Origin of the sequence: Corynebacterium sp. NML140438, assembly GCF_001875725.1 — a bacterium.
Lineage (GTDB): Bacteria > Actinomycetota > Actinomycetes > Mycobacteriales > Mycobacteriaceae > Corynebacterium.
In genome coordinates, this window is the sequence record NZ_MLCQ01000017.1 from 33027 (window position 1) to 57573 (window position 24547).

The following is a 24547-nucleotide window of genomic DNA, read 5'->3' on the forward strand; positions in this document are numbered from 1 at the left end:
ACTATGCCCGAGGCGTACGCCGCCTACTGCTCCTTCCCGCTGATCGTCGCCGTTGACTGCCGGTCTTTGGGCGTTTCGGACGTCCGCTGGAATTCCGGCTCTTTCCATGTTGCGTGGGTTGTCCGCCTGGTGGTGGCAACGGTGTACCCGATGGCTTCTTAGCACCGGTGACTTCTACCAACTCAGGTGAAAGCATCCGGGCATCTATCTCCATTGCCCGTACCCCGGCTTTATCCAACAGCGCACGCACTTCCTTACGCTGCGAGTCGACCACTAACGTGACAACATTGCCTTCAGCGCCGGCACGTGCAGTGCGGCCTGCGCGGTGCAAGTAAGCCTTATGCTCTGCGGGAGGATCGATGTGGACTACGAGTGAGACGCCCGTGACGTCGATCCCGCGAGCTGCAATGTCTGTAGCGACGAGCACGGGAGTAGAACCATCAGCGAAACCGTCAAGCGCGCGGGTTCGCGCCCCCTGGCCTTTATCGCCGTGAATACCCTGGGCGTGAATGCCTGCGCGACGCAACTTCTTTACCTGTCGGTCCACTCCGTGCTTAGTGCGCATAAACATGATTGTTTTGCCTTCACGCGCTGCTATTTCTATAGCCCTGGCATTGCGCGTTTCGCGGTCGTCACACAGCAACACAAAGTGCTTCATCGTCTTCACCGCAGACTTGACTGGGGCCGTTGAGTGCGTAACCGGGTCGTGCATGTAGCGATCAACGATCTTCTGCACATCCCCATCAAGCGTGGCGGAAAACAGCAGCTTCTGTGCTTCCTGAGGTGCTCGGTCCAAAAGCTTTACTACCTGAGGCATAAACCCCATGTCAGCCATCTGGTCAGCCTCATCCAGCGTGACAATCTCAAGCGAACCAAAACTGAGCACGTTACGCTGCAGTAGGTCCTCTGCGCGGCCCGGTGTCGCTACTAAAAGATCAACCGGCGCCGCAAACGATCGGATCTGGGTGTTAATGTTTACGCCTCCGACAACCTCCAATACCCGCAGCCCCAACGCATTCGCCGGGGCATTGAGGCGCTGGCGGATTTGGGAGGCAAGCTCACGCGTTGGAGCCAGAACGAGCCCACGCGGTTTTCCCGGGCGACTAGGCGCGCCGGCGAGACGCGCCAGCATCGGCAAACCAAAAGTAAAGGTCTTGCCAGAACCAGTCGGGCCGCGGCCGAGCACGTCCTTGCCTGACAGTGCGTCGGGAATAGCCGCTTCTTGAATCGGAAATGGCTCAGTAATTCCCTCTTCAGCGAGAGCGCGCACTAGGGGGGTCGGAAGGCCCAGATCGGCAAAACTTTTCATTGCAAACACCCTAGTGCCTTTATGCGGACAGGTGCTATCGCCACGCTTAGTAACGAAGCTCCTTACGGTCACCGGACCACGCGACATGGAACGTTCCATCCATATCGACGCGCTTATATGTGTGTGCACCGAAGAAGTCACGCTGGCCCTGAATCAGAGCTGCAGGCAGGCGCTGCGCACGCAACGAGTCATAGTAGGAAAGCGAGGAGGCAAACACTGGAACAGGTAGCCCCAGCTGCGTAGCCGTAATAACGACGCGACGCCAAGCATCGATCACGCCACCCTCCAGCTCATTACGGAAGTAAGGATCGAGCAACAGCGATGGCAGCTCTGGGTTCTTTTCGTATGCCTCGGTGATGCGATCTAGGAACTTCGCGCGGATAATGCAGCCACCACGCCAAATCCTTGCCAGCTCGCCTGGCTTCAAACCCCAGTCATACTCCTCGGAGCCGGCAGTGATCTCATCGAAGCCCTGTGCGTAGGCAACCAGCTTCGAAGCATACAGCGCACGACGGACATCCTCGATAAACTGCGCTTTGTCGACACCGAGCTCAGAGAAGGATGCTTCTACGCCGCTGGGGAGGTTCGCCTCAAGTGCAGCGCCCCGCTGGGCGGTCGACGATGAAAGCGCACGGGCAAACACCGCTTCGCCGATACCGGTGACTGGGACGCCCAAGTCCAGGGCCTCCTTTACAGTCCAGCGACCCGTACCCTTCTGCCCAGCTGCGTCCACAACGACGTCAACGAACGGCTTACCAGTCTGCTCATCAACCTGCTTGAGCACCTCAGCGGTGATCTCAATGAGATACGAATCCAAGTCGCCTTCGTTCCACTCAGAGAAAATCTCGGCGATCTCCGCAGGCTCCAAACCAGCTGCGTAGCGCAGCAAGTGGTACGCTTCGCCGATAACCTGCATGTCTGCGTACTCGATGCCGTTGTGCACCATCTTGACGAAGTGCCCCGCTCCATTTGGTCCAATGTGAGTTACACAAGGAACTCCATCGACCTTTGCGGCGATATCTTCGAGCAGTGGGCCAAGCGCTTCCCATGACTCCACAGGGCCGCCAGGCATGATAGAAGGGCCGAGCAACGCGCCTTCTTCGCCTCCGGAAATGCCGGCACCAACGAAGTGCCGTCCCTTTTCGGCGACCTCCTTCTCACGGCGGATCGTGTCAGTGAACAGTGAGTTACCACCGTCAATGATGATGTCGCCTTCATCCATGGCCTCGACGAGTTGGTTTATCACTGCGTCCGTAGCCTTACCGGCCTGGACCATGATGACCGCACGGCGTGGGCGCTCTAGCGAAGCGACAAAGTCCTCAATCGTTTCCGACGGGATGAATGATCCCTCATCCCCGTGCTCCGCCATCACGGCGCGAGTCTTTTCTGGGGAACGGTTGTAGATTGCCACGGTGTGTCCGTTGCGTGCGAAATTGCGTGCTAGGTTCGAACCCATTACCGCCATACCGACGACGCCGATCTGGGCGAGATGAGTTTGGGACTGATTCGTATCATGCTCGGTGATAGTCATGCGAACAATACTACGCTGATGAAAGGAAAGAACGGAATGCCTCTGCCATTTCAAAAAGTGGATCGCAACCTGAACGAGGAAGAACTGCTGGCGCTCAACTCGTACAATGACGGCTATGCTAACACCATCGGCATGGTCATCACGGCGTGCAGCCCCGCCGGCGTAACAGCCCACATTGATGTCGGTTTCGAACACCTCCAGCCTGCTGGGATTGTTAACGGGGGAGTCTATGCCGGGCTCGCTGAAACCGTTGGCTCTGTCGCGGCGATGGCGGTAGCGGGTAAACCCGCTGTTGGTATTAACAACAACACCGATTTTCTACGCAGCGTCCGTGAGGGACGCATCGAAGCTACCGCGCACCCGATTCACGTTGGGCAGCGGACTCATCTCTGGCGAATTGAAATGCACCACGAAGAAAAGCTGGTTGCCGTAACGAACCTGAAGCTCCTTGTGCCCTAGAGCCACCGGTTCTTTCTGAACCACCAATACATCAGCGCCATGGTTAGGATCATGATGCCGAGCACTACCGGGTAGGAGTACTTCCAAGCAAGTTCGGGCATGTACTCGAAGTTCATTCCATACACCCCGGCGATCATTGTCGGAGCTGCGGCCATACCAACGACTGCAGAGATAGTACGCATATCGGAGTTCTGTTGCATCGAAACCTTAGCAACGGAGGCGTCGAGCAGCGAAGACAGACGCTCATCGAACCCCGAGAGATGATCGCTCACGATCGTTGCGTTGTCCTGCACGTCGCGGAAGTAGGACCTGAGGGCCTTTCTCATCAGGTCTCGGTTGCTGGTCAAACCATTCCTCAGAGCAGGGCCCAGCGGATCGATCGCGTGGCGCATCTCCAAGATCTCACGCTTGTAATTGTAAATCTTGTCAATGTTAATATCTCGCCGAGGTGTAAATACCTCATTTTCCAGCTCATCGACGTCGCGGCTCAGGTTATCCGCGACCTTCAAATAGTTATCAACAATGTAGTCGGAGACTGCCCATGCGACGGCACTCGGACCAAGCAGTGCAAGTTCCTCCTCGCTCTCCAGCTTGCCAGTCAAATCAGGCAGGGGAGCACCGTGCCGGATCGTCAAAGCGAAATTCGGCCCCGTGACAATTTGGACCTCACCAGTGGAAATAATTTCACGGGCGTCTGCAACCTCTTCATCGTCTCGGTAGTACACAGAGCGCACAACCATGAAGAGCTGTTCGTCATAGCGCTCAATTTTTGGCCTCTGGTGGGCGTCGACAACATCGTCGACGATGAGATCATCAATGTCGAAAAACGACGAGATCTTCGTCATTTGCTCATCCGTGGGGCCTTTCAGCGAAACCCAGACAAACGCGTTATCATGCTCGCGCGCGACCTGTAGCGCCTGTGGAATCCGATAGTTGCCGGGGATGCGCTTGCCGTCAACAAATACTTTGCAAAAGTCGATCGAGCGTTCAAGGGGGACTTTCACAGGTATACGCGATGGCTGGAGCGTATTTTTCGACGACTTCCTCGACAACGGGATCCTTGGTGGCATATCGGCCCCCTTTACTACCTGCGTCGCACCAAACAAGGGCGAGGGATACAACAACGCTCGAGATACTACGCCCTTCTGCAACGGAACACGAACGCGCCCCTCCTGCCCAGTGCATGGGGAGAGGGGCGCGCCGAAAAACTACTTAGTTCTCCGAAGTCCCGCTGCTAATGTGACGCTGCCCCGAGGTGGTTGGGAGGTTGTAGCGCTTCGAGCTCAATGCGTTGTACACCCACGTCAGCGCTGTGACAGTCCGATTGCGCAAACCTGTCAGGAAGGAGACATGGACGTAAAGCCACATCATCCAGCCCAGGAATCCGGCGATCTCAACCTTGCCCATCTTCACGACAGCGTTGAAACGGGTAACAATAGCCATCGAACCCTTGTCGAAGTAGGAGAAAGGCTCTCGCTGTTCTGGCGCAACTTCGTCTGCAATCTGCGCCTTCAACACCTTGCCGACATACTCACCAGACTGAATTGCAACCTGTGCGACACCTGGCAGGCGGTCGCGGCTCATCATGTCACCCACGATGAAGACGTTCGATAGCTCACCAACAGTGAGATCGGCATTGACCGGAACCTTGCCGTTACGTTCGGCCTCGACGCCAGCTTGCTCAGCTACCATCTTGCCGAGCGGGGATGCCTGGACGCCGGCGGACCAGATCTTAGTTGTGGTGAAGACAGTGGTCTCTTCGTTGGTCTTAGTGCTCTTGTACGTAACGCTTTCTGCGTCCACGTTTGTCACAATTGCGTTGAGAATGACAGTGACGCCTGCTTTCTCCAGCTCACGCTGAGCCTTGCGGCCAAGACGTTTTCCGAATGGTGGCAGTACCTGGGGCATGCCGTCGATAAGCAGAATTCGGGTCTGGTCCGGTGAGAACGAGTACTGGCCGCCAGAGAATGCTCGGTGGGCCAGTTCGGCGATCTGGCCAGCGAGTTCAACACCGGTTGGTCCAGCGCCAACAAGCACGAATGTCAGCAGGCGCTCGCGCTCTTCAGCGGAGGTAGCCAGTTCGGCTTTCTCAAACGCGTCGAGAATTCGGGCACGGACCTCCAGGGCGTCATCCGCTGTTTTCAAACCGGGTGCGAATTCCGCGAAGTGATCATTGCCGAAGTACGACTGTCCTGCGCCCGCAGCAAGGATAAGTGAGTCGTACGCAAACTGAGACGCCACGCCATCGTCAGAAGACGTTACGATTTGGTTTGCAGTATCGATCTCGTCAACGTTTCCGCGGACCACCCGAACATTGTCCTGGTTTGCGAGAATCTGGCGAACTGATGAAGCGATCTCACCAACAGAAAGCAGACCAGTAGCTACCTGATAAAGCAGAGGGGCGAAGATGAAATGGTTTGTGCGGTTAATAATTGTGATGTCTACATTCGCATCCGCGAGTGCACGGGCAGCGTTAATACCACCAAACCCCGCGCCCACAATCACAACGTGATGGCGGTTTCCGGCGGGACGGTACGGCGTCTGGGTCATATCGATGTCGCTCCTTGGGAAAGCTGTTTTAAATTTCTTCTCTTATAGTACGCCCATAATGTTAGAATTGTATGGTTTTGGGACAATGCGTCGAAAACTCCGCTGAAAGTTTGACCAAGTAAGGTGGGGAAGCGTGCCGATACCTGAATCATTACCACCGCATCTCCAAACCGTGGATGCTACGAAGTGGCCGCGCCTAGTGCAGCCATTGGAAGGTTTTGCTCTCAAAACCCGTGCCAGATTGGCAGAGTCCGAGTTTGCACGAGCCTGTGAAGCTGCTGGTGTGACCCTCTCGGGTGTTGATGCTCAAATTCGCGTGAACCACGAATTGCTCTTTGAACGTATCGCGTGTTCTGGTTGGACCGGTCTCGCGGAAGGATATATGGCAGGTGAGTGGTCGGTAGCGTCCTCGGATATGCTTGTAGATGTCATCACCAAGTTGCTGCAGCAGGGCTACGTGCCACGTCGAACTTCATGGAAGCCGCAAGCTGAGACAGCCGGTGCCACATTGCCGCATTCGCTCGTGCAGCACTTTTCAGGCGACGGTGTCAGCGCGTTCCAAGGGCACTTTGCTACCGGCGTGGCTACCACGGAGCGACAATTGACAAGGTCTTATCCCGAACAGCGCACGAAGCAGCAGGGCGCAAAGCGCCGCTTCATTGATGTGACGACTTTCGAAGCGCCAATGAGTGCAGAGCGGTCCGATTTGGGGGATATTCAGGTGCGAAGCGCTCGCCAACTGCTCGACCTTGTGGGGGCAGGGCGTGGGATGAGAATCCTTGAATATCCAAGTACAGGCGGTGCTGTAGCGCTAGCCGCCGCATCTCGTGGATCAGTCGTAGATGCACTTGTCGACAGCCACGAAATAGCCGCTAGCCTGCGTGAATATCTCATCCTTAATGGTGCTTCGACTGACGTCCGTGTGGCAGTCGGCAAGCTTGGAGATCCGCATTGGGCCCAGCAACATGGACCGTATGATGCGATTGTTTCCTTCGGGCAGCTCGAGTCGTGCCCAAAGCGGGATAAGGTGCAGTACCTTCGGGCGATGGACCGCATGCTGCTGCCAGGTGGGCGGATCGGTGTGCAGTCTGTGATGGCGCGTCGCGCAGATTCGAAAGCTGTAGATCGTGCATGCCGGAGTGCACTTCAGGTGCTGGGAGCGTATGTCTGGCCTGGCATGGAATATATGCGTGAAGGAGAGTTCCTGAAGCTTGTGGAGCAGCACACGCATTTGCAAGCGATCAGTGTTAGCCGTGCGCCGGAGCATTTACGGCTGTCGCTTCGCCTTCAGCGGCAGATGTTTGACGGGCGGCTCCGCGAGGCCGCGGCGGATGGTTATGACGAAGTGTTCCGTCGACTATGGCTGTGGCAGTTCGCTGTCCGTGAGGCGGTAACTGCTGCAGGGGGGTTGGATCTCACGCAAGTGGTGTTGGTGCGTAAGCATCGGGGCGGGCGTCGGTAACAGTAGCCTCGGAAGCTTAGTTGACATAATGTACATTATCGGACAATCGGGACTGGCGGCCTGCATACAAGGAAACCCGCCTAATTTCGTCACGTTACGCAATTAGGCGGGTTTGTCCGGATAGATCTACTTTGCCATATTGAGGCGGATGTTGAGTGTTCCAGTCTCGGCAATCTTCGCTGCAACAAACTCGGGGGTCTCGACGCCATAGTCAAGCCGGTTGAACGGTACGTCGCCTGCCACGATGAGGTGGCTGCCAGACAGGGCTACGTCAAACGGCGCTGTGACGCGATTTGTTTCACCGTGAATGGTGAGGTCTCCAATGACTTCGACGCTTCCGACGGACCCGTCTCGCGGAACCTCAGAGAGATCGATAGGTTCTGTGATGGTGAAGCTTGACGTTGAGAACTGATCAGTGTGAAGAATCTTCCGACGTACGTTGTTGTCGCGGACATCGCTATCCGTGGTGAGGTTTGTCATGTCGACGAGGACCTTACCGGCTTGCAGGACGCCTGCCTCGATATGCACCTCACCTTCAACGCCTGACGTAGAACCGGAGGTTGTTTTTGCCTCGCCAGGAAGTACTTCGTCAAACGTGAACCCGACCGATGTCGCGTTCGCCCCCGGTCGCTTCTGAACCTGCCAATCGCCATTGATATCAGTTTCCGCTGGCTTGAGACGGCTGGCATCAATGCCCTCAGTCTTGACTCCGCCACCACCGAGCATGCTGAAAAGTAATGGGACGACCGCGATAAGTACCGCGAGAACCGCAATTGCTGCGACGATCACCATCAAGAGTTTCTTCTTGCGGTCGCTCGGAGCTTGCACTTCCTTCATGGACAATTACCTCAACTTTTCGAGTGTACGCGCTAATTTAATTAATTCGTCACACATGTTACGTAATTCCTCCGGATCAGCGTTTTCCTCGACTGCAGTTCGGATATCTTCCGCCGTGCAACGCAGAATGAAAAGGTTATCCCGGAGGTTCGACACTGTTTCCGGTTTGAGAATGGCTGCTCCCGCATCAATTGCTGTGCCCGCCACGAAGTTGCGCTGCTCATACGCGCGCTGCTTACATGATTGGCTGCAATATTTACGACGACGCCCTCTTCCCCGTTGTTGCGCCATTTCCTTGCCACACCACTGACACATAGGCGATTCCTTCTTCGCATACACATCACTTTTTGGCATACAGGTCAGCCTAATACACAAGTCCAAGAGAATGCATGTCTAACTCATATCCGAGGGAACAAAAATTGGGTGGTGAACGTTATAATAGGACGACTGCATTTATATGTGTTTAGAAGGGACTATTGAGTATGGCTGATCGTGTTCTTCGCGGAAGTCGAATGGGCGCAGTGAGCTACGAGACGGACCGAGACCATGATCTCGCGCCTCGGCAGCAAGCGCGATACCGCACCCCGAACGGCGAGATTTTCGAAGTGCCGTTTGCAGACGACGCTGAAATTCCAGAGGAATGGATGTGCAAGAACGGCCAGCTCGGCACCCTTATGGAAGGCGAAGGCGTTGAGTCGAAGCCGGCGAAGCCTCCACGTACCCACTGGGACATGCTCCGCGAGCGCCGCACCATCGAGGAACTCGACGTACTGCTGGAAGAGCGCCTTGATCAGCTGCGGAAGCGCCGTCGCGCTGCAGCCCGGTTGGCAAAGGAACAGGCAGCAGAGAACAAGTAATAAAAGCTGCTTATCCCCAGGCGAGAGACTACCGAGTGTGTAGCCTCTCGCCTTCTCTTTCCCAAAACTGTGAACTATTTACGCTTTGCGGAGATGAAGTTCTTCGCTACATCCACAACATTGCCCACGAACTGTGGAACTGTCTTAGTTTTGTGGAGGATGTCGTTGGCTCGCGAGCGCTTCGCCTCGTAGCTGACCAAACGGACGCCTTCTTTCGCCATCTCTCGGGCGGTCTCAAACTTCTCGGTTGCCCCCCATTTCGTAACTTCCCAGAGAGAGGTCGTGGCAAAGCTCGCGTCCAACTTGGATTCGCCCAAGGTGCGGTCCTCGAACGTGATCGGGACCTCTCGGACATCGAAGCCGGCGAGTTCAGCCTTGTGCGCCATATCGACCTGGAAAATGTAGCCCTTGTTGGATAGCTCCTGGAGGTCGATCGTTTCGAGGACTTCGCGTCGAAAAGCGCGATAACCTGCAGTCATATCGCGAACGTCTCCGCCCAACGCGAGCGAGACATATGCGTTGCCGAGCTTGGAAAGTAGGTAGCGCTCTTTCGGCCAATTCTTGACTTCGCCACCATCGACGTATCGGGAACCAATGACCACGTCGGCGCCGTTGTGGATCTCGTCGAGCAGACGGTGAAGCTCCTCCGGCGCATGGGATCCATCGGCATCCATCTGGCAGATGACCCCATAGCCACGCTCGAGGCCCCAGTTGAAACCGTCACGGTATGCGGCGAGTAGCCCCTCTTTGCCCGCACGATGGAGGACGTGGAGTCGAGTATTCGTTTCGGCCAGTTCGTCGGCCTTCTGACCCGTTCCATCGGGTGAATTGTCGTCGACAATAAGAACGTCTACGTCCTCGTTTGCGTCGAAAACTCGTCCGACAATGATGGGGAGGTTTTCAATCTCGTTGTACGTCGGGATGATTACTAATGTCGAATTCGCCACGGTGGCTGCTCCTTTTCCAGCAACATTACTCGCCGTTGTTCAAATGTTGTCTAGCATACTCCCCGGGTCTGCGGACTGCTGCACCGAGTATCAGCATGATTCCGAGCCAAACAATCGCGGCCTCAAGGTAGTCCCCGTAACGCACCGCAAACGTCCGTGTAGCGTGGAGCGGCAAGCGTTCTATGAGATGCGCTGCCTCAAAGATAGAGGTCTCCTGGCTCACCGTTCCGTCCGGATGCACGATTGCGGATACCCCCGAGGTTGCTGCGACAACCACTGCCCTATCGGTTTCGATCGCACGCAGCCTGCTCATTGCTAGCTGCTGGTAGGTCATGTCGCTAAAACCAAATGTTGCGTTATTGGTAGGCGTCGCAAGAATTTGTGCGCCATTATTGACTGCCATCCGGTACGCAGGGTCTTCCGCAACTTCGTAGCAGGTAGCAACGCCAACAGGGATACCTCCCATATGTACGACCCCGGAACCGTTACCGGGTTTAAAGTCGCTGGCAAGATCCACAAGGTCAGTAATCTTTCGGAAGAAATCGCGCATTGGCATGTACTCGCCGAATGGTTGCAAGAACCGCTTATGGTGCATCTCTCCCGCGCCTTCTTCTGGGTCGAACACAACCATGGTGTTGCGCGCACCGACCTCGTCGCGCGTCAGCGTCCCCACCAGCACCGGTGCCTCTACTGCGCTCACAGCGCGTTCGATTGACGACGCCGCCAACGGATCTTGAAACGGGTTCACGTCCGACGAGTTCTCCGGCCAAATAACGAGGTCAAGCTTTTCCCCTTGTTTTTGGGCATCATTCGCTGCGAGAACTGTTTCATCTACGTGATTCTGTAACACGGCTCTGCGCTGAGCGTTGAAGTCAAGCCCGAGGCGCGGCACATTGCCTTGAATCGCTGCGACCAATACGGAGTTGTCCTGTGCCGTCTGAGCCGCTGTCCCCTCGCCGTCGAAACTCGGGCTGATGAGCCCGCCAAGACCAATCGGGAGTGCGAAACCTAACGCACCTACCCTCCGAGTGCTCCCGCGGGTGACGAGGAACGTCACCAGGCTTACACCAGCGAGACAGACGGCGAGAGAAACTAGCGCTGGGCCACCAATTGAAGCTAACCACACCAGGGGCCCATTCACCTGTCCCCATGCCAGCCTGACCCACGAAAAACCACCGAACGGGAGCGAGGACCGCAGGAACTCCACTGCAATATACACAAATGGAAAAGCGAGGAAACCATATCGGTACTGGGATACGCGAGTGCCAACAGCACCCGTAATGATCGCGGAGAGCGCCAACGTGATTGCGAGTGCAACGTAGGGCATGGCACCAACAAACGCGCCGATCCAGGGCAAAAGGATGAGATAGCACGTGAGAGCGTGGACGAAGCCAATTAGGCCGCCGAATCCTGCCCCAGGGGAAGGCCGCGTTGCCTGAGTAAACCGCGGCCACGGTTGGAGAGCGAGGTACAACGCACCGATGCCGAAGACCGCGAGGAACCAGTAGCCGAACGGCTCATAGGAGTATGCGACAGCTACACCCGACAAGACTGCGAGGATGAGTCGCAGGGAAGCTATCACGATTGTGTCCCCTCATCCCCACCCTCTACGCGGCGCTTGTGTTCTTCGTAGAGCCAGTCTTCGATTTCATCTGTATCAATAACTGGGTGCTCATCCTCAGAAAAACCTTGTTCCGGGGTGGGCTGGCTAAATGAACCGTACGTGGTCGTGTTGCGTGCCATTGGCGTAGATTCATACACCTTGATTCCCAAGGAGTCGATGCGTTGTCGTAGCGACCGTGAGAGATGGTTCCGGATCAATGCGCGTGTTGGACCGAAGATCAACAGGAACCCCAGGAGTGAGGACACGAAGCCTGGAATGATACAAAAAGCCCATCCAACCATAAGAAGCGCGGAGTCTCCGGCCAGCTTGCCCATGGAAGTTCTGCCCCTTGCAGCCTTGGTGAGTTCTCCACGGAGCGTGAACGTAGCGAGCGCTCCGCCAAGTAGCATCAACGCGAAGATAGCAAGGAGAGCCCAGCCAACCCCGATTGCCTTTGCGATGAGGAAGAAAGCCAGCGCTTCTACGAAGAAGTAGGTCAAGATGTAGATTGGCATGCTGACTATCTTAGCCCGAGGGCTTGATTACTCATCCTGAGACTCAAGCCTGTCTAACAACCAGACGACGTCTTTTCGGAGGTGTTGAAAATACGGGGTGAAGTGATTGATGCCTGTCCTACCAGGCAGTTTGGGTAGTTTACGCATTTGAACAGGTCTGTTCCACTTTTGTCCTAAGTCGTCGACGACTCGCCAAGGAACGATGTCGTCGTTCCTACTTCCCCAAAGCCTAAGCGGAATATCGAGAGGCGCACGCTTGCCCAGTGCGTTAGCCTCTAAGGCCGCAGCTGTTTTAGGAAGCACCTCGAGCAGCGAAGACATCGGGATACCGGAGTTGGTCCAGAGGGTTGTGTTCGCCCAGGCGTGCCGGATAACCGCCCCTATTGCGCACAAGTTGGCGTCAAGGATGACTGCGGACATCCCGGCGGGACTTAAGTGCGGCATGAGCTCCTCAGCGATCTCAACGTCGGAAGCCAATAATGCGGCGACGGCGTAGAGAATCATGATGGACGGAAGTGTTCCATCGATGTGGTCCAGCATTGCGAGCAGATCTGCCGGTGGCGCGCCAACGAGCGCGGCGCGCAGGTTTAACTCTGGTGCGTATTCGGGGTGTTCTAGCCACGATGCAGCCGCTCCCCCGCCTTGGGAGAAGCCCCAGAGTCCAAGTTTTTCGACGCCACACCCGAGGTCCGTGCTAGCGCGTACGGCGTCGGCAAGCGCGTGGGCTGCCGCACGATGGAAGCAGTAGAGCTGCACATTGTCTTCGGGGTCCCTTGGATAGTCTGTCAACACAACATTGGCACCCGCAGCGAGCAACATGTTGATTGCAGGTTGCTCGTAGGCCGCGATAAGGTCCAGAGGCTTTCGACGCAGGCGGAATCCCACGGTACACGAATACGAGGGGTCGCACGCAGGGGCAACGCCTTGCGTGGAGGGAGCAAACGCAATGGATGGGCGATGACCGTTGCCATGCCAGGGTCGCCTGCTGCGGAACACAGCTCCGGTGGCAGACATAACGCGGCCGTGTTCGTCGGTTGTAACGTACTCGATTCTGAAAGCATCGGCGCGGTTCGGGCGGTATTGGAGGCCAACTGGGCGGATTGGGGTTGCCTGGAGAAGCGTGCCTGGGGGCGCTCCGACAGACCAGGTAGCTCTGCCGTACTCGGTATCCGTGGTCGGATGCGAATGCGTGAGGTCGAGGCCTAGAGGCAGAAGTGTCCGAAGTGTCAACCCAAAATCCATAGACGTGCTTTCCTAATTCATCGGGTTATCGCGGAGATGCGGCTGCAAGTTTTTTGGCCGTTTATTCAGCGCACGCGCACCGTCAGCTTGAAGATGCACGATGTCCTCGATACGCATTCCCCAACTGCCTGGCTTGTAGATTCCAGGCTCGATAGAAAAGACCATGTCTTCCTGCAGGACGAGGTCGTTGCCGGCTACTAAGAATGGTGGCTCATGACCGGCCAACCCAATACCATGCCCGATTCGGTGTGTAAACCACTCGCCGTACCCGTGCTCGGAAATGATGTCTCTGGCTACCGCGTCGAGTTCTTCTGCGCGCATACCCGGGCGGGCGGCGTCGCATGCAGCCTGTTGCGCGTTCAAGAGCACATTGTAGGCGTCGAGTTGCTCTTGGCTGCACGATGCGCCTTCGACGAGGTATGTACGCGTGCAGTCGGAGTGGTAACCACTTGCAATAGTCCCCCCGATATCGACGACTACGATGTCGCCGGTTTCGATGACTCGATCAGAGAAATCATGGTGTGGGTTCGCGCCGTTGGGGCCGGAGCCGACGATCACGAAATCTACTGCAATGTGTTCCTCGAGGATTGCCGAGTGCAGGGCCTCAGCCACAGCCCGTTCGGTGGTACCGGGCGTCAATAGCGAAGGTACTCGGGCGTGGACGCGATCGATGGCTTCGGCTGCCTGAGCGAGCTGTTCGATTTCGTCGGGATCTTTGATCATAAACAGAGCCGCGAGGGCTTCTTGCGCAAGGCAAGTTTCGAGCGGGTATTGCTGCAACGCGAGCACGTGGTCCGCGGTCAATGTGCTACCTAGCCCGACGACGGGTGGCACTGCCGCATCAGCAGGCGTTGTGATGAGTGCATGGACAATGTCGTAGGGGTTTTCCCCGTCGCTCCAACCAATGCAGGTAAGCGTCGGGTCATCTGTGGGGAACGATCCTGCATCAGTGCTTGGAAGGACAACGGTTGCTTTCCCCTTGTCGGTAAGAACGATTGCAGAAAGCCTCTCGTGTGTGTCGATCTGCACTCCGGTGAGGTACTCGAACTCTGGACCAGGGCCGATGACAACGGCGCGCAGCTGGTTCTCACCGAGAAGATCGCATGCAACTGTGCGCCGCCGCACGAAGATGTCGTTACCGAAGAAAGTCATGCATCCATCGTAGGCGCACCACGCAACGAGCTAATTGCCGATAGCAACAACGCCACGCCGGATAGCCTCGATAGCCCGATTCGCATTATGCCGAATCTCGTCGCTGTAGCCGACCTTTCTCACTTGTTCTAGCAGGTCAATGACCTGTCGGCACCATCGTACAAAGTCGCCTGCGGTCAACTCCGCACCCGATTCCGCCGCTGCCGCGAGTGCGTAGCCAAGCGGGGCGCCTGCCGTCCACTGATGGATGGCGAGCGAGAAGTGCGCATCCGGCATCCTGGTCAGTGGAAGGTTGTGCCGCTGCTCGTCAGAGACGAGCTCACCGTACACGCGCATGGTCTCGTTCATCGCGTATGCCATTGGCTCTGTAGCGGCATCCGGGGAGCCTCCCGTGGTACGACGGTTCTCAAACACGACCATGGACGCAACACCAGCGAGCTCTGCAGGGTCCAACCCGTCCCAAATCCCACGCTTCAGGCACTGTGCCACGAGAAGGTCCGAGACATTGTGCAACTTTGCCAAGCGCTCGCCTTCCTCAGTTACCTGGAAATCTCGTTCGATACGTTCTACGTAGTCGAGTTCCTGCAACAGTCCGATGAGTCGCTCGAACGTCCTACCGAGGGTGTCTGTGGCACTGTCTACCTGCCTACTCATTCGGTCGAGGGCGCGCTGCTCACGAGCAAGCTTCTCGCCGACTCTGGCCAGCATTTCCCGGTCTGTCGCCGGCCACGAATGCACAGGATGCGAGCGAAGTTGTTCCCGTAGCTTCGTGACTGACTTTGGAGTGCGATACCGTGCTTTCTCGCGTAGTCGCTTTGGCGCATGCACAGGGGCGTGGCGGAGCTGGCTCGCAATCTTCTTCGCGAATTTACGCGGTTGGTCTCGTGTATGCCGCGGAACCTTCATACGCCCAACAACGAGCGGAACGTTTTTGAAGAAGTCGGTGTTGATGCGACTCGACCAGCCTCGCTCTGTAGTCACCCAAGGTCTGGGATCGTCGTGCCGACCAGCTGGTTGAACAACGACAGCAAGTTCTGGTTGGTGCTTTCCAGGGAGAGCGATGATTTCTCCAACTTCCAGTCGCGCCAGCACACGGGTGATCTCAGTTTGTCGGTTATCGAGCGCGTCTCTCCGTGCGTTCTTCTCCTCCACGCTCAGCGCGTGTCGGATGTCTAAATACTCCAAGAGGTCTTCAATCGCATGGTCTGAAGGAGGCGCGTATGAAGAGATATCGCGGGACAATTGGGCACGAAGGCGAGCAACTTTGCTCTCCAGCCGTTCCAAATCTCGGACCTCGCCGACAACCGATCGGTCGGTTTGGAACTGCGCGAATGACTGCTCTATGAGCCGAATCGAGTCATCGTAGCCGTTCATAGAAAGCATGTTGATAGCCATGTTGTAGCCCGGGGCAAACGGCGAGATGAGTGGGTATGTTCTTGTCGACGCCAATCCAGCTACAAACTGTGGGTCCATCGCAGGTGCCCACTGGACCACGGCGTTTCCGAGTACGTCGATCCCACGTCGACCGGCGCGCCCCGTGAGCTGTGTGTATTGACCTGGAGTGAGGTCCACGTGGCCTTCACCGTTGAACTTGACGAGTTTCTCCAGCACGACGGTGCGGGCTGGCATGTTGATGCCTAATGCGAGGGTCTCGGTCGCGAAGACGACGCGGACGAGACCCTCCACAAACAACTGCTCGACGATGTGTTTGAACGCTGGCAGCAAACCAGCGTGGTGTGCGGCGAATCCTCGGAGCCAAGCGCTCCGCAGTTGTCGGTAGTTCAGTACTTTGAGGTCTTCCTCTGGGATGCCTTCCACGCCGGCATCGATGATTTCGGCGGCGCGTGCACGTTCCTCTTCAGTCGTGAGCTCCTTCCGGAAGCGGAGGCATTGGTAGAGGGCGCCATCGCATCCGGCTCTCGAGAAGATGAAAATAATTGCCGGGAGCATCTCGAGTCCGTCAAGGACTTCGACGACTTCAGGTCGACCAATCGGACGGTACCGGTCTTGTTGACGTGCCCTGCCGTGTCGGCGTCCGCTCGACCGGGCGCGAAATCCGCGGCCTTCGAGGAAGTCATCCGCGCCTTCTTCAGTAGTACGAGACTCGATACGCGCGATCTGGTGCGCTAACGCCCTGTTGAGCTCCGGTTCAGCGGACGCTGTGGTGGGTTCGAACAGTGGGAGGACTTTCTTGCCCACCATCATGTACTGGCTGAGAGGGACTGGGCGTTCTTCAGAAACGATGACTGAGGTATCACCGCGAACTGTATTGAGCCATTCACCGAACTCTTCCGAGTTAGAGACGGTCGCGGAAAGGCCAATGATCTGCACTGAATCATCCAAGTTGAGGATAATTTCTTCCCACACCGGACCGCGTTCGGGATCTGCGAGGAAGTGTATTTCATCCATTACTACGTGGGTGAGCCGGTCCAGGCGCGGTGCTTCCGCATACACCATGTTGCGCAGCACTTCGGTCGTCATCACGACGATGTCTGCCGATCCGTTAATGCTGACGTCTCCCGTAAGGAGTCCGACAGCGTCCTCACCGTATGCTGCAACAAAGTCGTGGTACTTCTGATTGCTCAGTGCCTTAATCGGCGTGGTGTAGAAGCACTTCGTGCCTCGTGAAAGCGCTAATGCAACAGCGAATTCGCCGACGACGGTCTTCCCTGACCCTGTCGGGGCACAAACCAGCACTCCCCGATCGTCTTCGAGCGCCTGGCAAGCTTCAATCTGGAAGCTGTCAAGGGGAAATTCCTTCGAAGCCTGAAACTGTGCGAGAAACGAGTCAGAGGAAGCAGACATGCTCCCTACAGTACGTCGTTGAATGGATCCTCGGTAAACGTGTGCACGGGCTTTGGCTTCTCGACGGCCCCTGCGCTACCAATCGGCGTTGCTTTCTCGATGGGTGCGGCTGCATCGATCGGCCCGGAGGATTCGTCGTCGTCAAGGTCGAGCCAATCCGGCCTGTTCCTATTATGACGCTTATCGTTTATCCGGCAGAACTGGAACGCGAGCTCAACGAGGAACGTAATTGAAAGTGCCAACGCGACCATCGAGAATGGGTCTTGGCCTGGGGTCATAAACGCCGCAAAGATGAAGATGACGACGATAATAATTCGGCGCTTGTCTTTGACCTGCTCGTAACGAACCATGCCCGCGACGTTCAGCATCATGATGATCAACGGGACCTCGAAGCTGACGCCGAACACGACGATGAGCCCGAGCAGAAAATTATAGTAACTTCCACCGGACAGTGCACCGATCTGTACTTCACTGCCCATTGTCATCAGGAAGTACAGACCCTTGTCCAAGACGAAGTATGCGAGGAGGGCGCCGGTTACGAATAACAGCACGGCAAGCGTCACAAACGTAAACGTGTACTGCTTTTCGTTTTTATGCAGTCCGGGTGTGATGAAACGCCAAACCTGCGTGAGCCACACCGGCGAAGCGAGTACAAGACCTGCGAGTGCGCCTACTTTCAGGCGCAGCATGAACATTTCGAAGGGGCCCGTCGCTAAGAGGCGACAGTTGCCGTCTCCTGTGAAATCTGCCCGGAGTTCAGTCGGGAGGTTGCAGTACGGGCCTCGAATGATCTCACCCAGCGGGTACCAGTTAAAAGGCGCCGACTGATACCAGATGAAGCCCACGACGGTGCCGATGCACACCGCAACGAGGGAAACGATCACACGACGTCGTAGCTCTTTCAGGTGCTCAACGAGCGTCATTTCGCCCGTAGCGTTCTTCGGCTTTCGGCGAAAACGGCGAGCTGCCTTTCGGGAAGGCTGGACTTGCTGTTGCCCCACTGAACTACGACCTCCAGGTACTATTTAACAACAAACGCTATTGCCGGTGCTGGTTTTCAGGCGCGTCCCAAAAACCCTGCTGGGCGTTAGGGTTGGTCTGCTGTTGGCTCGTTGGAGGGGCGATTTCTTTTGGCTCTTGGCTCTGCGCGGCCTGCTGTGGAGTGGCTTGGGCGTCGTCATCGTTGCGCAGCTCCTTTACTTCAGACTTGAAGATGCGGGCGGAGCGACCCATCGAACGTGCAAGATCGGGAAGCTTGTTTGCCCCGAACAGCAAAAGCACGATGGCCAGAATAATGAGGATTTCCATCCAACCTAAATTCGGCATTGGATTCCTTTCACACTGCTTGAGTAGAGTCCTCCGCTATTCTAATGCCTCCAGGGCAGCAAACGCACGACGGCGTGCCTCAGCAGCTAGCTTTGGCGGACCAACGAGTTCGATGCGGTCTCCTTGGCTGAGGCAGAATCGGATCAGCCAGTCCTCGGAGCCGTAGACCATGGTTGCCTGGATTCGGCCGTCATCGGTGGGCTTGCCTATTTCGATTTCCCAGTAGTCAGCAAGCCATGTGGCATCGGGAGACACAAGAAGCATGGCGACGTTCGTGGCATCGAAACCAAATGGATCAGAGCCGTTGAAAGGTACACCATTTTCGACGCGCTCCGCAGGAGACGTCGTCAGTTGAGCCTCACGGATACGGTCAATGCGGAAGCTCTTTTTCTCTCCTGCCTCTAGCGCATTGAAATAGGTGTGGCCACCTTGATGGAAGAATTTAATGCCAGTCAACTGGCGTGCGCGAAGCGAGTCCGAGGACGGTGAAAAATAGGTCACTAGTACCTGAACACCCTTCTGCATTCCAGTTTGAAGCACGTCAGTGACGGAACCTTGACTGCTTCGGTCTGACTCAGCATCGAGCACAGCGGGATTCCCGATTGCGGTCCTCAGCTTTTCAGCCGCCGAACTCAACGCTGCTTGATTGAGCAGGCCCGGCATAGTTTCGAAGGAATCCAGCAGCAGTAGAAGCGTGTTGGCTTCCGTTGGCGTCAAACGCAGCGGTCGACTCAGCCCCTGGTCATCGATGACAATGACTTCTTTCCAAGAATGTTCGAGGTCAATCATCTCCCCGGGGCCGTTGCCTACGCCTGACAAGTGCAGCATTGCGAGGTCACTTTTGACCTGCTCGGCGTCTGTGCCGATATCACGCGCGATTTCCATGGGCGATCGCCCTGGGTGTTGTGAGAGATACGACAACAAGTTTAGAAGACGTGCGAGGCGTACTTGGCGTTCTACCGCAGCGGTCTGCTTCATACTTCAACTCATTCCTGTCCACGGAGCTGTTTGCGCAACAGCGTGAGAACTTCTGCTCGGAGATCGGGAGGAGTGATTGAGTGCACGTGCGGGGCGAGACTTGCAAGGGTGCGCACCAGCCAATCTCGTTCGACGCCTTGGAGCACGACGCAGTCCCGCCCTGGTGTGGTGCTTTCGTTGCGCTCCCCTTGCAGCGAGAGTTCCTCGCCTACCCCGGAGGAGACCTCCACGGTAGCGTCGACAAGGGGTCCACGCAGAACGTTCTGAAGCACATCAAGAGGGTTCTCGGAGGGCTCGTGAAAGGCAGTCTGGTCCTTTGCTTTTTTGATGTTGCTCATCTTCATCAGCCTGAAGACTCGTTCCTGTTGGCGACCGCAGTCCCAGCCGACAAGATACGTCTTATTGTTGAGCGGGATGACGCTCCAAGGGTCGATTGTGCGACGCTGCAATGAAGCTCCCGGTGCTGGCTGAAAATCGAAAGTCATGCGTGTTTTTGTTCGAGCGCATGCTAGCACTGCCTTGAGTACATCGGGGTTGAGGTTGATGATGTCGTTGTCGACGAAGGCAATTGTCGGGCTGTCGAACGTACGTGTCACCCCTGAGGCCGCAATTTTTGTCCATCCGGAACGAGCAAATGCGCCAAGGCGTCCCGCCTGGCTGAGATCAACCACAAGGCCGAGAGCGGTTGCTTCCTCGACGGTGAGGTCAAGCGGTGCGAGTTCATACTTATCGTGTTCGATCCATGCTTCACCAGCTTGGGTTTCTGCAGGCACGCCAACCCGGCGAAGGTCGTCGACATCACGTTTGATCAGCTTTTCGAGTGCCTCGGGAGTTCGATCGGCATATCCATCGACGTGTTTCGCAATCCACCCTTGCGACCTTGGACGTGTGGAGCCCAGTAACGCGAATGCTAGGTTGAGCTGTCGGGCAGTCATTGCATCGCTACGTGTCATGACGCTCCTGCTGGTGGTTGTCGATGATGTACTGAATCAACGCATCGACTTCGGCGTTTTCTGTTTCGAAGGGGTCGAGAAGCTTCAGCGTTTGTGGCTCAGGACGGTTAACTTTCAGGTGTACCCAATCGACGTTGTGCTCCGCGTCGTATTCCCGAGCAGTTGAGAGGAATTTGCCTCGTAACGCAGCACGGGTGGTAGCCGGGGGCTGTTCTGCCGCCTGCCGGATTTCCGTGTCGCTTGTCCAACGAGCTGCCAGCCTCTTGCGCTGCAGCAGGTAAAAGAGACCACGGTCCGGGTTGATATCGTGGTATGTCAGATCGATCTGCGCCAACTTTGGGTGGGACCAATCAGCACCAAGTTTTTCACGGACCTGTTCTAAAAGTTTGCGTTTGATCACCCAGTCGATTTCGGTGTCCACTGCAGTAAAGTCTTGTGTCTCGATCGCGTGCAGGACACGCTGCCACACTTCCACTACCCTTTCGAGTTCCTCGTTTGGGGTGCCCTCATTGGGCCGTTGCGTCAGCCATTGCGTAGCGGCGTCGAGAATTTGCTGCTGCACCGCAAGCGCTGTGACAGTTGAGCCATCTTTACAGGTGAGTTCGGTTTGCCCCGATGCGTCAAGCGCGATTGCGCGGATGTGCGCGATCGGGTCCTCGAGTTCGAAGATCGGCATCGGGAAGCCTGCCTCGAGCATCTCGATGACCAACAGCGTTGCACCAACTTTGAGCGCGAACGTAGTCTCCGACATGTTGGAGTCGCCGACGATGACGTGCATCCGCCGAAATCGGTGGGAGTCTCCGTGCGGCTCGTCCCGAGTGTTGATGATGGGGCGTGTACGTGTGGTTGCGGAAGACACTCCCTCCCACACTTGGTCGGCGCGCTGAGACAGAACGAATCTGCCCTTATTGATCATGCCGGCGCCACAGATCAGCTGCCGTGTAATCAAGAACGGGAGAAGCTGCTTGCTAAATGATTTCAGGACAATTTCGCGACTCACCAGGTAGTTCTCGTGTGCGCCATAGGAATTGCCCTGCGAGTCGACATTGTTTTTGAACAGGTACACCTGGGCGGGTGTCCCCTCTTGTGCGAGTGCATCCTCGGCATGCAGCGCGAGCTGATGATAGAGCAACTCGCCGGCTTTGTCGTATTGCAGCAGCTGCGTGAGTGAATCGCACTCTGGCGTTGCGATTTCAGGGTGCGCGCCTACGTCCAGGTAGAGCCGTGAGCCATTCTGCGTAAAGATATTCGACGACCGATAGCGTGCAACCACTGGCCGGAACAGGTAGCGGGACAACTCCTCCGGGCCGAGGATGGACTGCCCGTTTGCGTAGGCGGCGAGCCCAAATTCAGTCTCGACCCCCATGATACGACGCGCATACAATGTGGCTGCTTCGGAACTCATTGGCCACCTTTTTGGACGAATGACCGCACAAACTCCTCAGCATTCGTGTCGAGCAAGGCATCAATCTCATCGAGCAAGTCGTCAGTGCCAGTCACATCGACCTGCGCCTGTGCGTTGCTGCCTTCCTCATTCCGCGATTCCGGGGTGTCTCCTCCACCGAACATTTGTTGCTGCTTAGACATGCTTATACCCTAGCGCGTTTAGCAACTCTGAGGCCTGCGAAGCGCTATTGATAATGTCCGCAGTTTTCTCAAAGGTCCAGCCGTCCACGTCATCGAGTGGCACACGAATCATGCGGTCGTCAATCTTGAAAACAATGGACTGCCAGCTCGACGCGGCAATTTCGTTCCCAAACTTCTCAGTCACCTTGCCGCGGAAGTATGCACGGGAGTTCTTCGGTGGGTGCTGCGCTGCGTGCGCAATCTCCTCCTCGCTCACAAGCGTCCGCAACGATCCCTTGCGCACGAGTGCGTGGTATAGCGACTTCGCAGGATCAATGTCTGCGTATTGGATGTCGAGCATCTTCAGCTTCGGGTCGTCCGCAGCAACTCCGCGGTCCATGAAGGAACGCACAAGCGCCCACTTCGCCGTCCAGTCGAGGCGATCAGAGGTACGAAGTGGATCAATCTCGAGATCGTCGAGTACTTCGCCCCACAGAGCAAGTACCTGCTTGTCGACGTCCCCTTCGCCATGAAGCCCCTGCACTCGGTTCCGGTATTCGCGGAGGATATCGATCGCGGTGCAACGTTTCCCACTGGCAAGTAACAGCTTGTGCGTGCAAGTTGGATCATGGGAAACCCGTTGTAGCTCTGCGACGGGGTCGTGGATATCCAGGTCCGAGAAGTCTACACCCGCCTCGATTGCGTCGAGTACGAGCTTGGTCATCCCCAGCTTTAAGAAGTTGGAGTATTGGCTCATATTGGCGTCACCAATGATGACATGGAGACGCCGAAACTGAGTCGCGTCGGCGTGCGGTTCGTCACGGGTATTGATGATGCCCCGGTTCAGTGTGGTTTCGAGTGAGATTTCTTGCTCGAAGTAGTCTGCGCGCTGAGAAATCTGGAAGCCAGGGTGCTCACTCGCTCGGCCGATACCGACACGGCCTGCACCAATGATCACTTGTCGGGTGACGAAGAATGGAATGAGGCCCTGCACCACCGAGGCGAAGTCGGTATGGCGTGAGTACTGGTAGTTTTCGTGGCTTCCGTACGACTGGCCCTTGCCGTCCACGTTGTTTTTGTAGAACTTGATGGGTGGGCATGGATCGGCACTGTCAAGCACGGAGATGCCTTCGCCCCAAAGCTGTCGAATGTCTTCCATGGACTGCCGCAAGTACAGGTCGCCGGCGGCGTCGTACAGCATGGCGTCCCAAGCGTTGTCGACTTCCGGAGAAGAGTACTCCGGATGGCCGTGGTCGACGTAGTAGCGAGCGCCGTTAGTAGTCACTACGTTTGCGACGCCGATAGCGTTTGGATCGACGACAGGAACCGTCCGATAGCGCTGCAGGTCGTAGCCGCGGGAATCCTTCAGAGGATGCTCCTCTGTGTAGTCCCACCGACTGCGCGCGCTTGTATGCATCGCGGCATATGCCACGACAGCGTGTGTGGAGGTAATGAGCGGGCTGAGCGTCGGGTCGCTCGGAGTCGTGATGCCATACTCAGTTTCTGTTCCCATGAAACGTCCCATGGCTCACGACTGTACCGCGACGCTATCGCTGCTGCTGGGATTTACCAGCCGCGCTCAGCTAAACGGTGTGGCGCGGGGAGGTCGCTGACATTGATGCCGACCATCGCTTCTCCAAGGCCGCGCGAAGCGGCTGTAACTTCTGCGATGTCTTGCCAGTTGCGAGTAGCTCGCACCACAGCTTCAGCGCGCTTTTCAGGGTGCTCAGATTTGAAGATACCGGAGCCGACGAAGACGCCGTCTGCGCCAAGCTGCATCATGAGTGCTGCGTCGGCCGGGGTTGCGACGCCACCGGCGGTGAACAGCGCAACAGGAAGTTCTCCATTTTCTGCAACGTACTTGACCAGGTCGTATGGAGCCTGCAGTTCTTTGGCAGCGACGTAGAGCTCATCTGGGTTCGAAGCTGCGGTGGCCTGCAGCTGCGCGATCTGGGCTTTGATGGTGCGGATGTGCTTCGTGGCCTCGGAAACGTCACCGGTTCCGGCCTCGCCCTTCGAGCGAATCATGGAGGCACCTTCCGTGATGCGACGAAGTGCTTCGCCTAGATTGGTTGCCCCACACACGAACGGCGTGTCAAACGCGTTCTTGTCGATGTGGTTGACGTAATCCGCCGGGCTGAGCACCTCGGATTCATCGATGTAGTCGATTTTCAGATGTTCCAGGATGGCGGCTTCGACCGTGTGACCAATACGGGCCTTCGCCATCACCGGGATTTCCACTGCGTCGATGATCTCTTCGATGAGATCCGGTTCAGACATGCGGGCGACGCCACCTTGCGCGCGGATGTCTGCTGGTACGCGTTCGAGCGCCATCACAGCAACTGCGCCGGCATTCTCAGCGATTTTTGCCTGTTCAGCAGTGACAACGTCCATGATGACGCCGCCACGCAGGCTGTTGGTCAACTCTGCATGTTTCGAAAAATCAGTCATGGGT

General features: G+C 56.6%; 23 protein-coding genes. 3 read left to right on the top strand and 20 right to left on the bottom strand.

What is annotated here, in order from left to right:
- Nucleotide 1: 1 nt before the first annotated feature.
- Both BJP08_RS03155 and gndA read right to left on the bottom strand, forming a co-directional pair.
- The gene (locus tag BJP08_RS03155; protein ID WP_071568575.1) at nucleotides 2-1309 is read right to left on the bottom strand and encodes a DEAD/DEAH box helicase; all 1308 of its coding nucleotides are present in this window, start codon (nucleotides 1307-1309) and stop codon (nucleotides 2-4) included.
- Between the two features lie 46 nt (nucleotides 1310-1355).
- Nucleotides 1356-2840 carry an NADP-dependent phosphogluconate dehydrogenase gene (gene gndA / locus BJP08_RS03160; protein ID WP_071568225.1) on the bottom strand — a complete coding sequence of 495 codons (1485 nt, stop codon included), beginning with the start codon at nucleotides 2838-2840 and terminating at the stop codon, nucleotides 1356-1358.
- Nucleotides 2841-2858: 18 nt separating this feature from the next.
- On the opposite strand from gndA, the gene BJP08_RS03165 reads away from it, so the two are divergent.
- Entirely contained in the window at nucleotides 2859-3299 is a 441-nt protein-coding gene (locus BJP08_RS03165) for a PaaI family thioesterase (protein WP_255364748.1), read from the top strand.
- On the opposite strand, the gene BJP08_RS03170 is transcribed toward BJP08_RS03165, so the two are convergent.
- A complete protein-coding gene (locus BJP08_RS03170; RefSeq protein ID WP_071568227.1) occupies nucleotides 3296-4369 on the bottom strand; it encodes a magnesium and cobalt transport protein CorA in 1074 nt (357 codons plus the stop codon). The genes BJP08_RS03165 and BJP08_RS03170 overlap by 4 nt on opposite strands.
- A 142-nt stretch (nucleotides 4370-4511) precedes the next feature.
- A complete protein-coding gene (locus tag BJP08_RS03175) occupies nucleotides 4512-5849 on the bottom strand; it encodes an NAD(P)/FAD-dependent oxidoreductase (RefSeq protein ID WP_071568228.1) in 1338 nt (445 codons plus the stop codon).
- 415 nt (nucleotides 5850-6264) lie between these two features.
- Between BJP08_RS03175 and BJP08_RS03180 the strand changes: the two genes are divergently transcribed.
- Nucleotides 6265-7311, top strand: coding sequence for a cyclopropane-fatty-acyl-phospholipid synthase family protein (locus BJP08_RS03180; RefSeq protein ID WP_177221704.1), 1047 nt, complete (start codon nucleotides 6265-6267; stop codon nucleotides 7309-7311).
- A gap of 126 nt (nucleotides 7312-7437) precedes the next feature.
- Here the strand turns inward: BJP08_RS03180 and BJP08_RS03185 are convergent, their stop codons facing one another.
- On the bottom strand, nucleotides 7438-8148 hold the full coding sequence (locus BJP08_RS03185) for a YceI family protein (protein WP_071568229.1): 711 nt from the start codon (nucleotides 8146-8148) through the stop codon (nucleotides 7438-7440).
- A 6-nt stretch (nucleotides 8149-8154) separates the two neighbouring features.
- A complete protein-coding gene (locus BJP08_RS03190; RefSeq protein WP_071568230.1) occupies nucleotides 8155-8502 on the bottom strand; it encodes a hypothetical protein in 348 nt (115 codons plus the stop codon).
- A 128-nt stretch (nucleotides 8503-8630) separates the two neighbouring features.
- Between BJP08_RS03190 and BJP08_RS03195 the strand changes: the two genes are divergently transcribed.
- Nucleotides 8631-9005 (top strand): RNA polymerase-binding protein RbpA, encoded by a 375-nt coding sequence (locus BJP08_RS03195; RefSeq protein WP_071568231.1) that lies wholly within the window; start codon nucleotides 8631-8633, stop codon nucleotides 9003-9005.
- Between the two features lie 74 nt (nucleotides 9006-9079).
- Here BJP08_RS03195 and BJP08_RS03200 read toward each other — a convergent pair whose 3' ends face one another.
- From BJP08_RS03200 to pdxS, 14 genes are read right to left on the bottom strand one after another with little or no spacing between them, the layout of a single operon-like run.
- Nucleotides 9080-9952 (bottom strand): polyprenol monophosphomannose synthase, encoded by an 873-nt coding sequence (locus tag BJP08_RS03200; protein ID WP_071568232.1) that lies wholly within the window; start codon nucleotides 9950-9952, stop codon nucleotides 9080-9082.
- Nucleotides 9953-9977: 25 nt separating this feature from the next.
- The gene (gene lnt / locus BJP08_RS03205; protein ID WP_071568233.1) at nucleotides 9978-11534 is read right to left on the bottom strand and encodes an apolipoprotein N-acyltransferase; all 1557 of its coding nucleotides are present in this window, start codon (nucleotides 11532-11534) and stop codon (nucleotides 9978-9980) included.
- Nucleotides 11531-12070: an FxsA family protein gene (locus BJP08_RS03210; RefSeq protein WP_071568234.1), complete on the bottom strand. Its 540-nt coding sequence runs from the start codon at nucleotides 12068-12070 to the stop codon at nucleotides 11531-11533. The genes lnt and BJP08_RS03210 overlap by 4 nt, the downstream gene beginning before the upstream one ends.
- A gap of 27 nt (nucleotides 12071-12097) precedes the next feature.
- Complete coding sequence (locus tag BJP08_RS03215; protein ID WP_071568235.1) at nucleotides 12098-13312, bottom strand: lipase family protein; 1215 nt, start codon at nucleotides 13310-13312, stop codon at nucleotides 12098-12100.
- Nucleotides 13313-13324: 12 nt separating this feature from the next.
- Entirely contained in the window at nucleotides 13325-14464 is a 1140-nt protein-coding gene (locus BJP08_RS03220; RefSeq protein ID WP_071568236.1) for a Xaa-Pro peptidase family protein, read from the bottom strand.
- Between the two features lie 30 nt (nucleotides 14465-14494).
- Nucleotides 14495-17269: an RNA helicase gene (locus BJP08_RS03225; protein WP_071568237.1), complete on the bottom strand. Its 2775-nt coding sequence runs from the start codon at nucleotides 17267-17269 to the stop codon at nucleotides 14495-14497.
- A gap of 5 nt (nucleotides 17270-17274) precedes the next feature.
- Nucleotides 17275-18270, bottom strand: a complete 996-nt coding sequence (gene tatC, locus BJP08_RS03230) for a twin-arginine translocase subunit TatC (protein ID WP_369816382.1) — start codon at nucleotides 18268-18270, stop codon at nucleotides 17275-17277.
- Nucleotides 18271-18307: 37 nt separating this feature from the next.
- Nucleotides 18308-18595: a Sec-independent protein translocase subunit TatA gene (tatA, locus tag BJP08_RS03235; protein WP_071568238.1), complete on the bottom strand. Its 288-nt coding sequence runs from the start codon at nucleotides 18593-18595 to the stop codon at nucleotides 18308-18310.
- 36 nt (nucleotides 18596-18631) lie between these two features.
- Nucleotides 18632-19573: a WYL domain-containing protein gene (locus BJP08_RS03240; RefSeq protein WP_071568239.1), complete on the bottom strand. Its 942-nt coding sequence runs from the start codon at nucleotides 19571-19573 to the stop codon at nucleotides 18632-18634.
- 8 nt (nucleotides 19574-19581) lie between these two features.
- Nucleotides 19582-20526: a YafY family protein gene (locus tag BJP08_RS03245; protein WP_071568240.1), complete on the bottom strand. Its 945-nt coding sequence runs from the start codon at nucleotides 20524-20526 to the stop codon at nucleotides 19582-19584.
- On the bottom strand, nucleotides 20516-21931 hold the full coding sequence (gene pafA / locus BJP08_RS03250; RefSeq protein ID WP_071568241.1) for a Pup--protein ligase: 1416 nt from the start codon (nucleotides 21929-21931) through the stop codon (nucleotides 20516-20518). Before pafA ends, BJP08_RS03245 begins: the two co-directional genes overlap by 11 nt.
- Nucleotides 21928-22113, bottom strand: coding sequence for a ubiquitin-like protein Pup (locus tag BJP08_RS03255; protein WP_071568242.1), 186 nt, complete (start codon nucleotides 22111-22113; stop codon nucleotides 21928-21930). The genes pafA and BJP08_RS03255 overlap by 4 nt, the downstream gene beginning before the upstream one ends.
- On the bottom strand, nucleotides 22106-23617 hold the full coding sequence (gene dop, locus BJP08_RS03260; protein WP_071568243.1) for a depupylase/deamidase Dop: 1512 nt from the start codon (nucleotides 23615-23617) through the stop codon (nucleotides 22106-22108). Before dop ends, BJP08_RS03255 begins: the two co-directional genes overlap by 8 nt.
- Nucleotides 23618-23658: 41 nt before the next feature.
- Nucleotides 23659-24543, bottom strand: coding sequence for a pyridoxal 5'-phosphate synthase lyase subunit PdxS (gene pdxS, locus BJP08_RS03265; RefSeq protein ID WP_304441027.1), 885 nt, complete (start codon nucleotides 24541-24543; stop codon nucleotides 23659-23661).
- Nucleotides 24544-24547 lie beyond the last annotated feature (4 nt).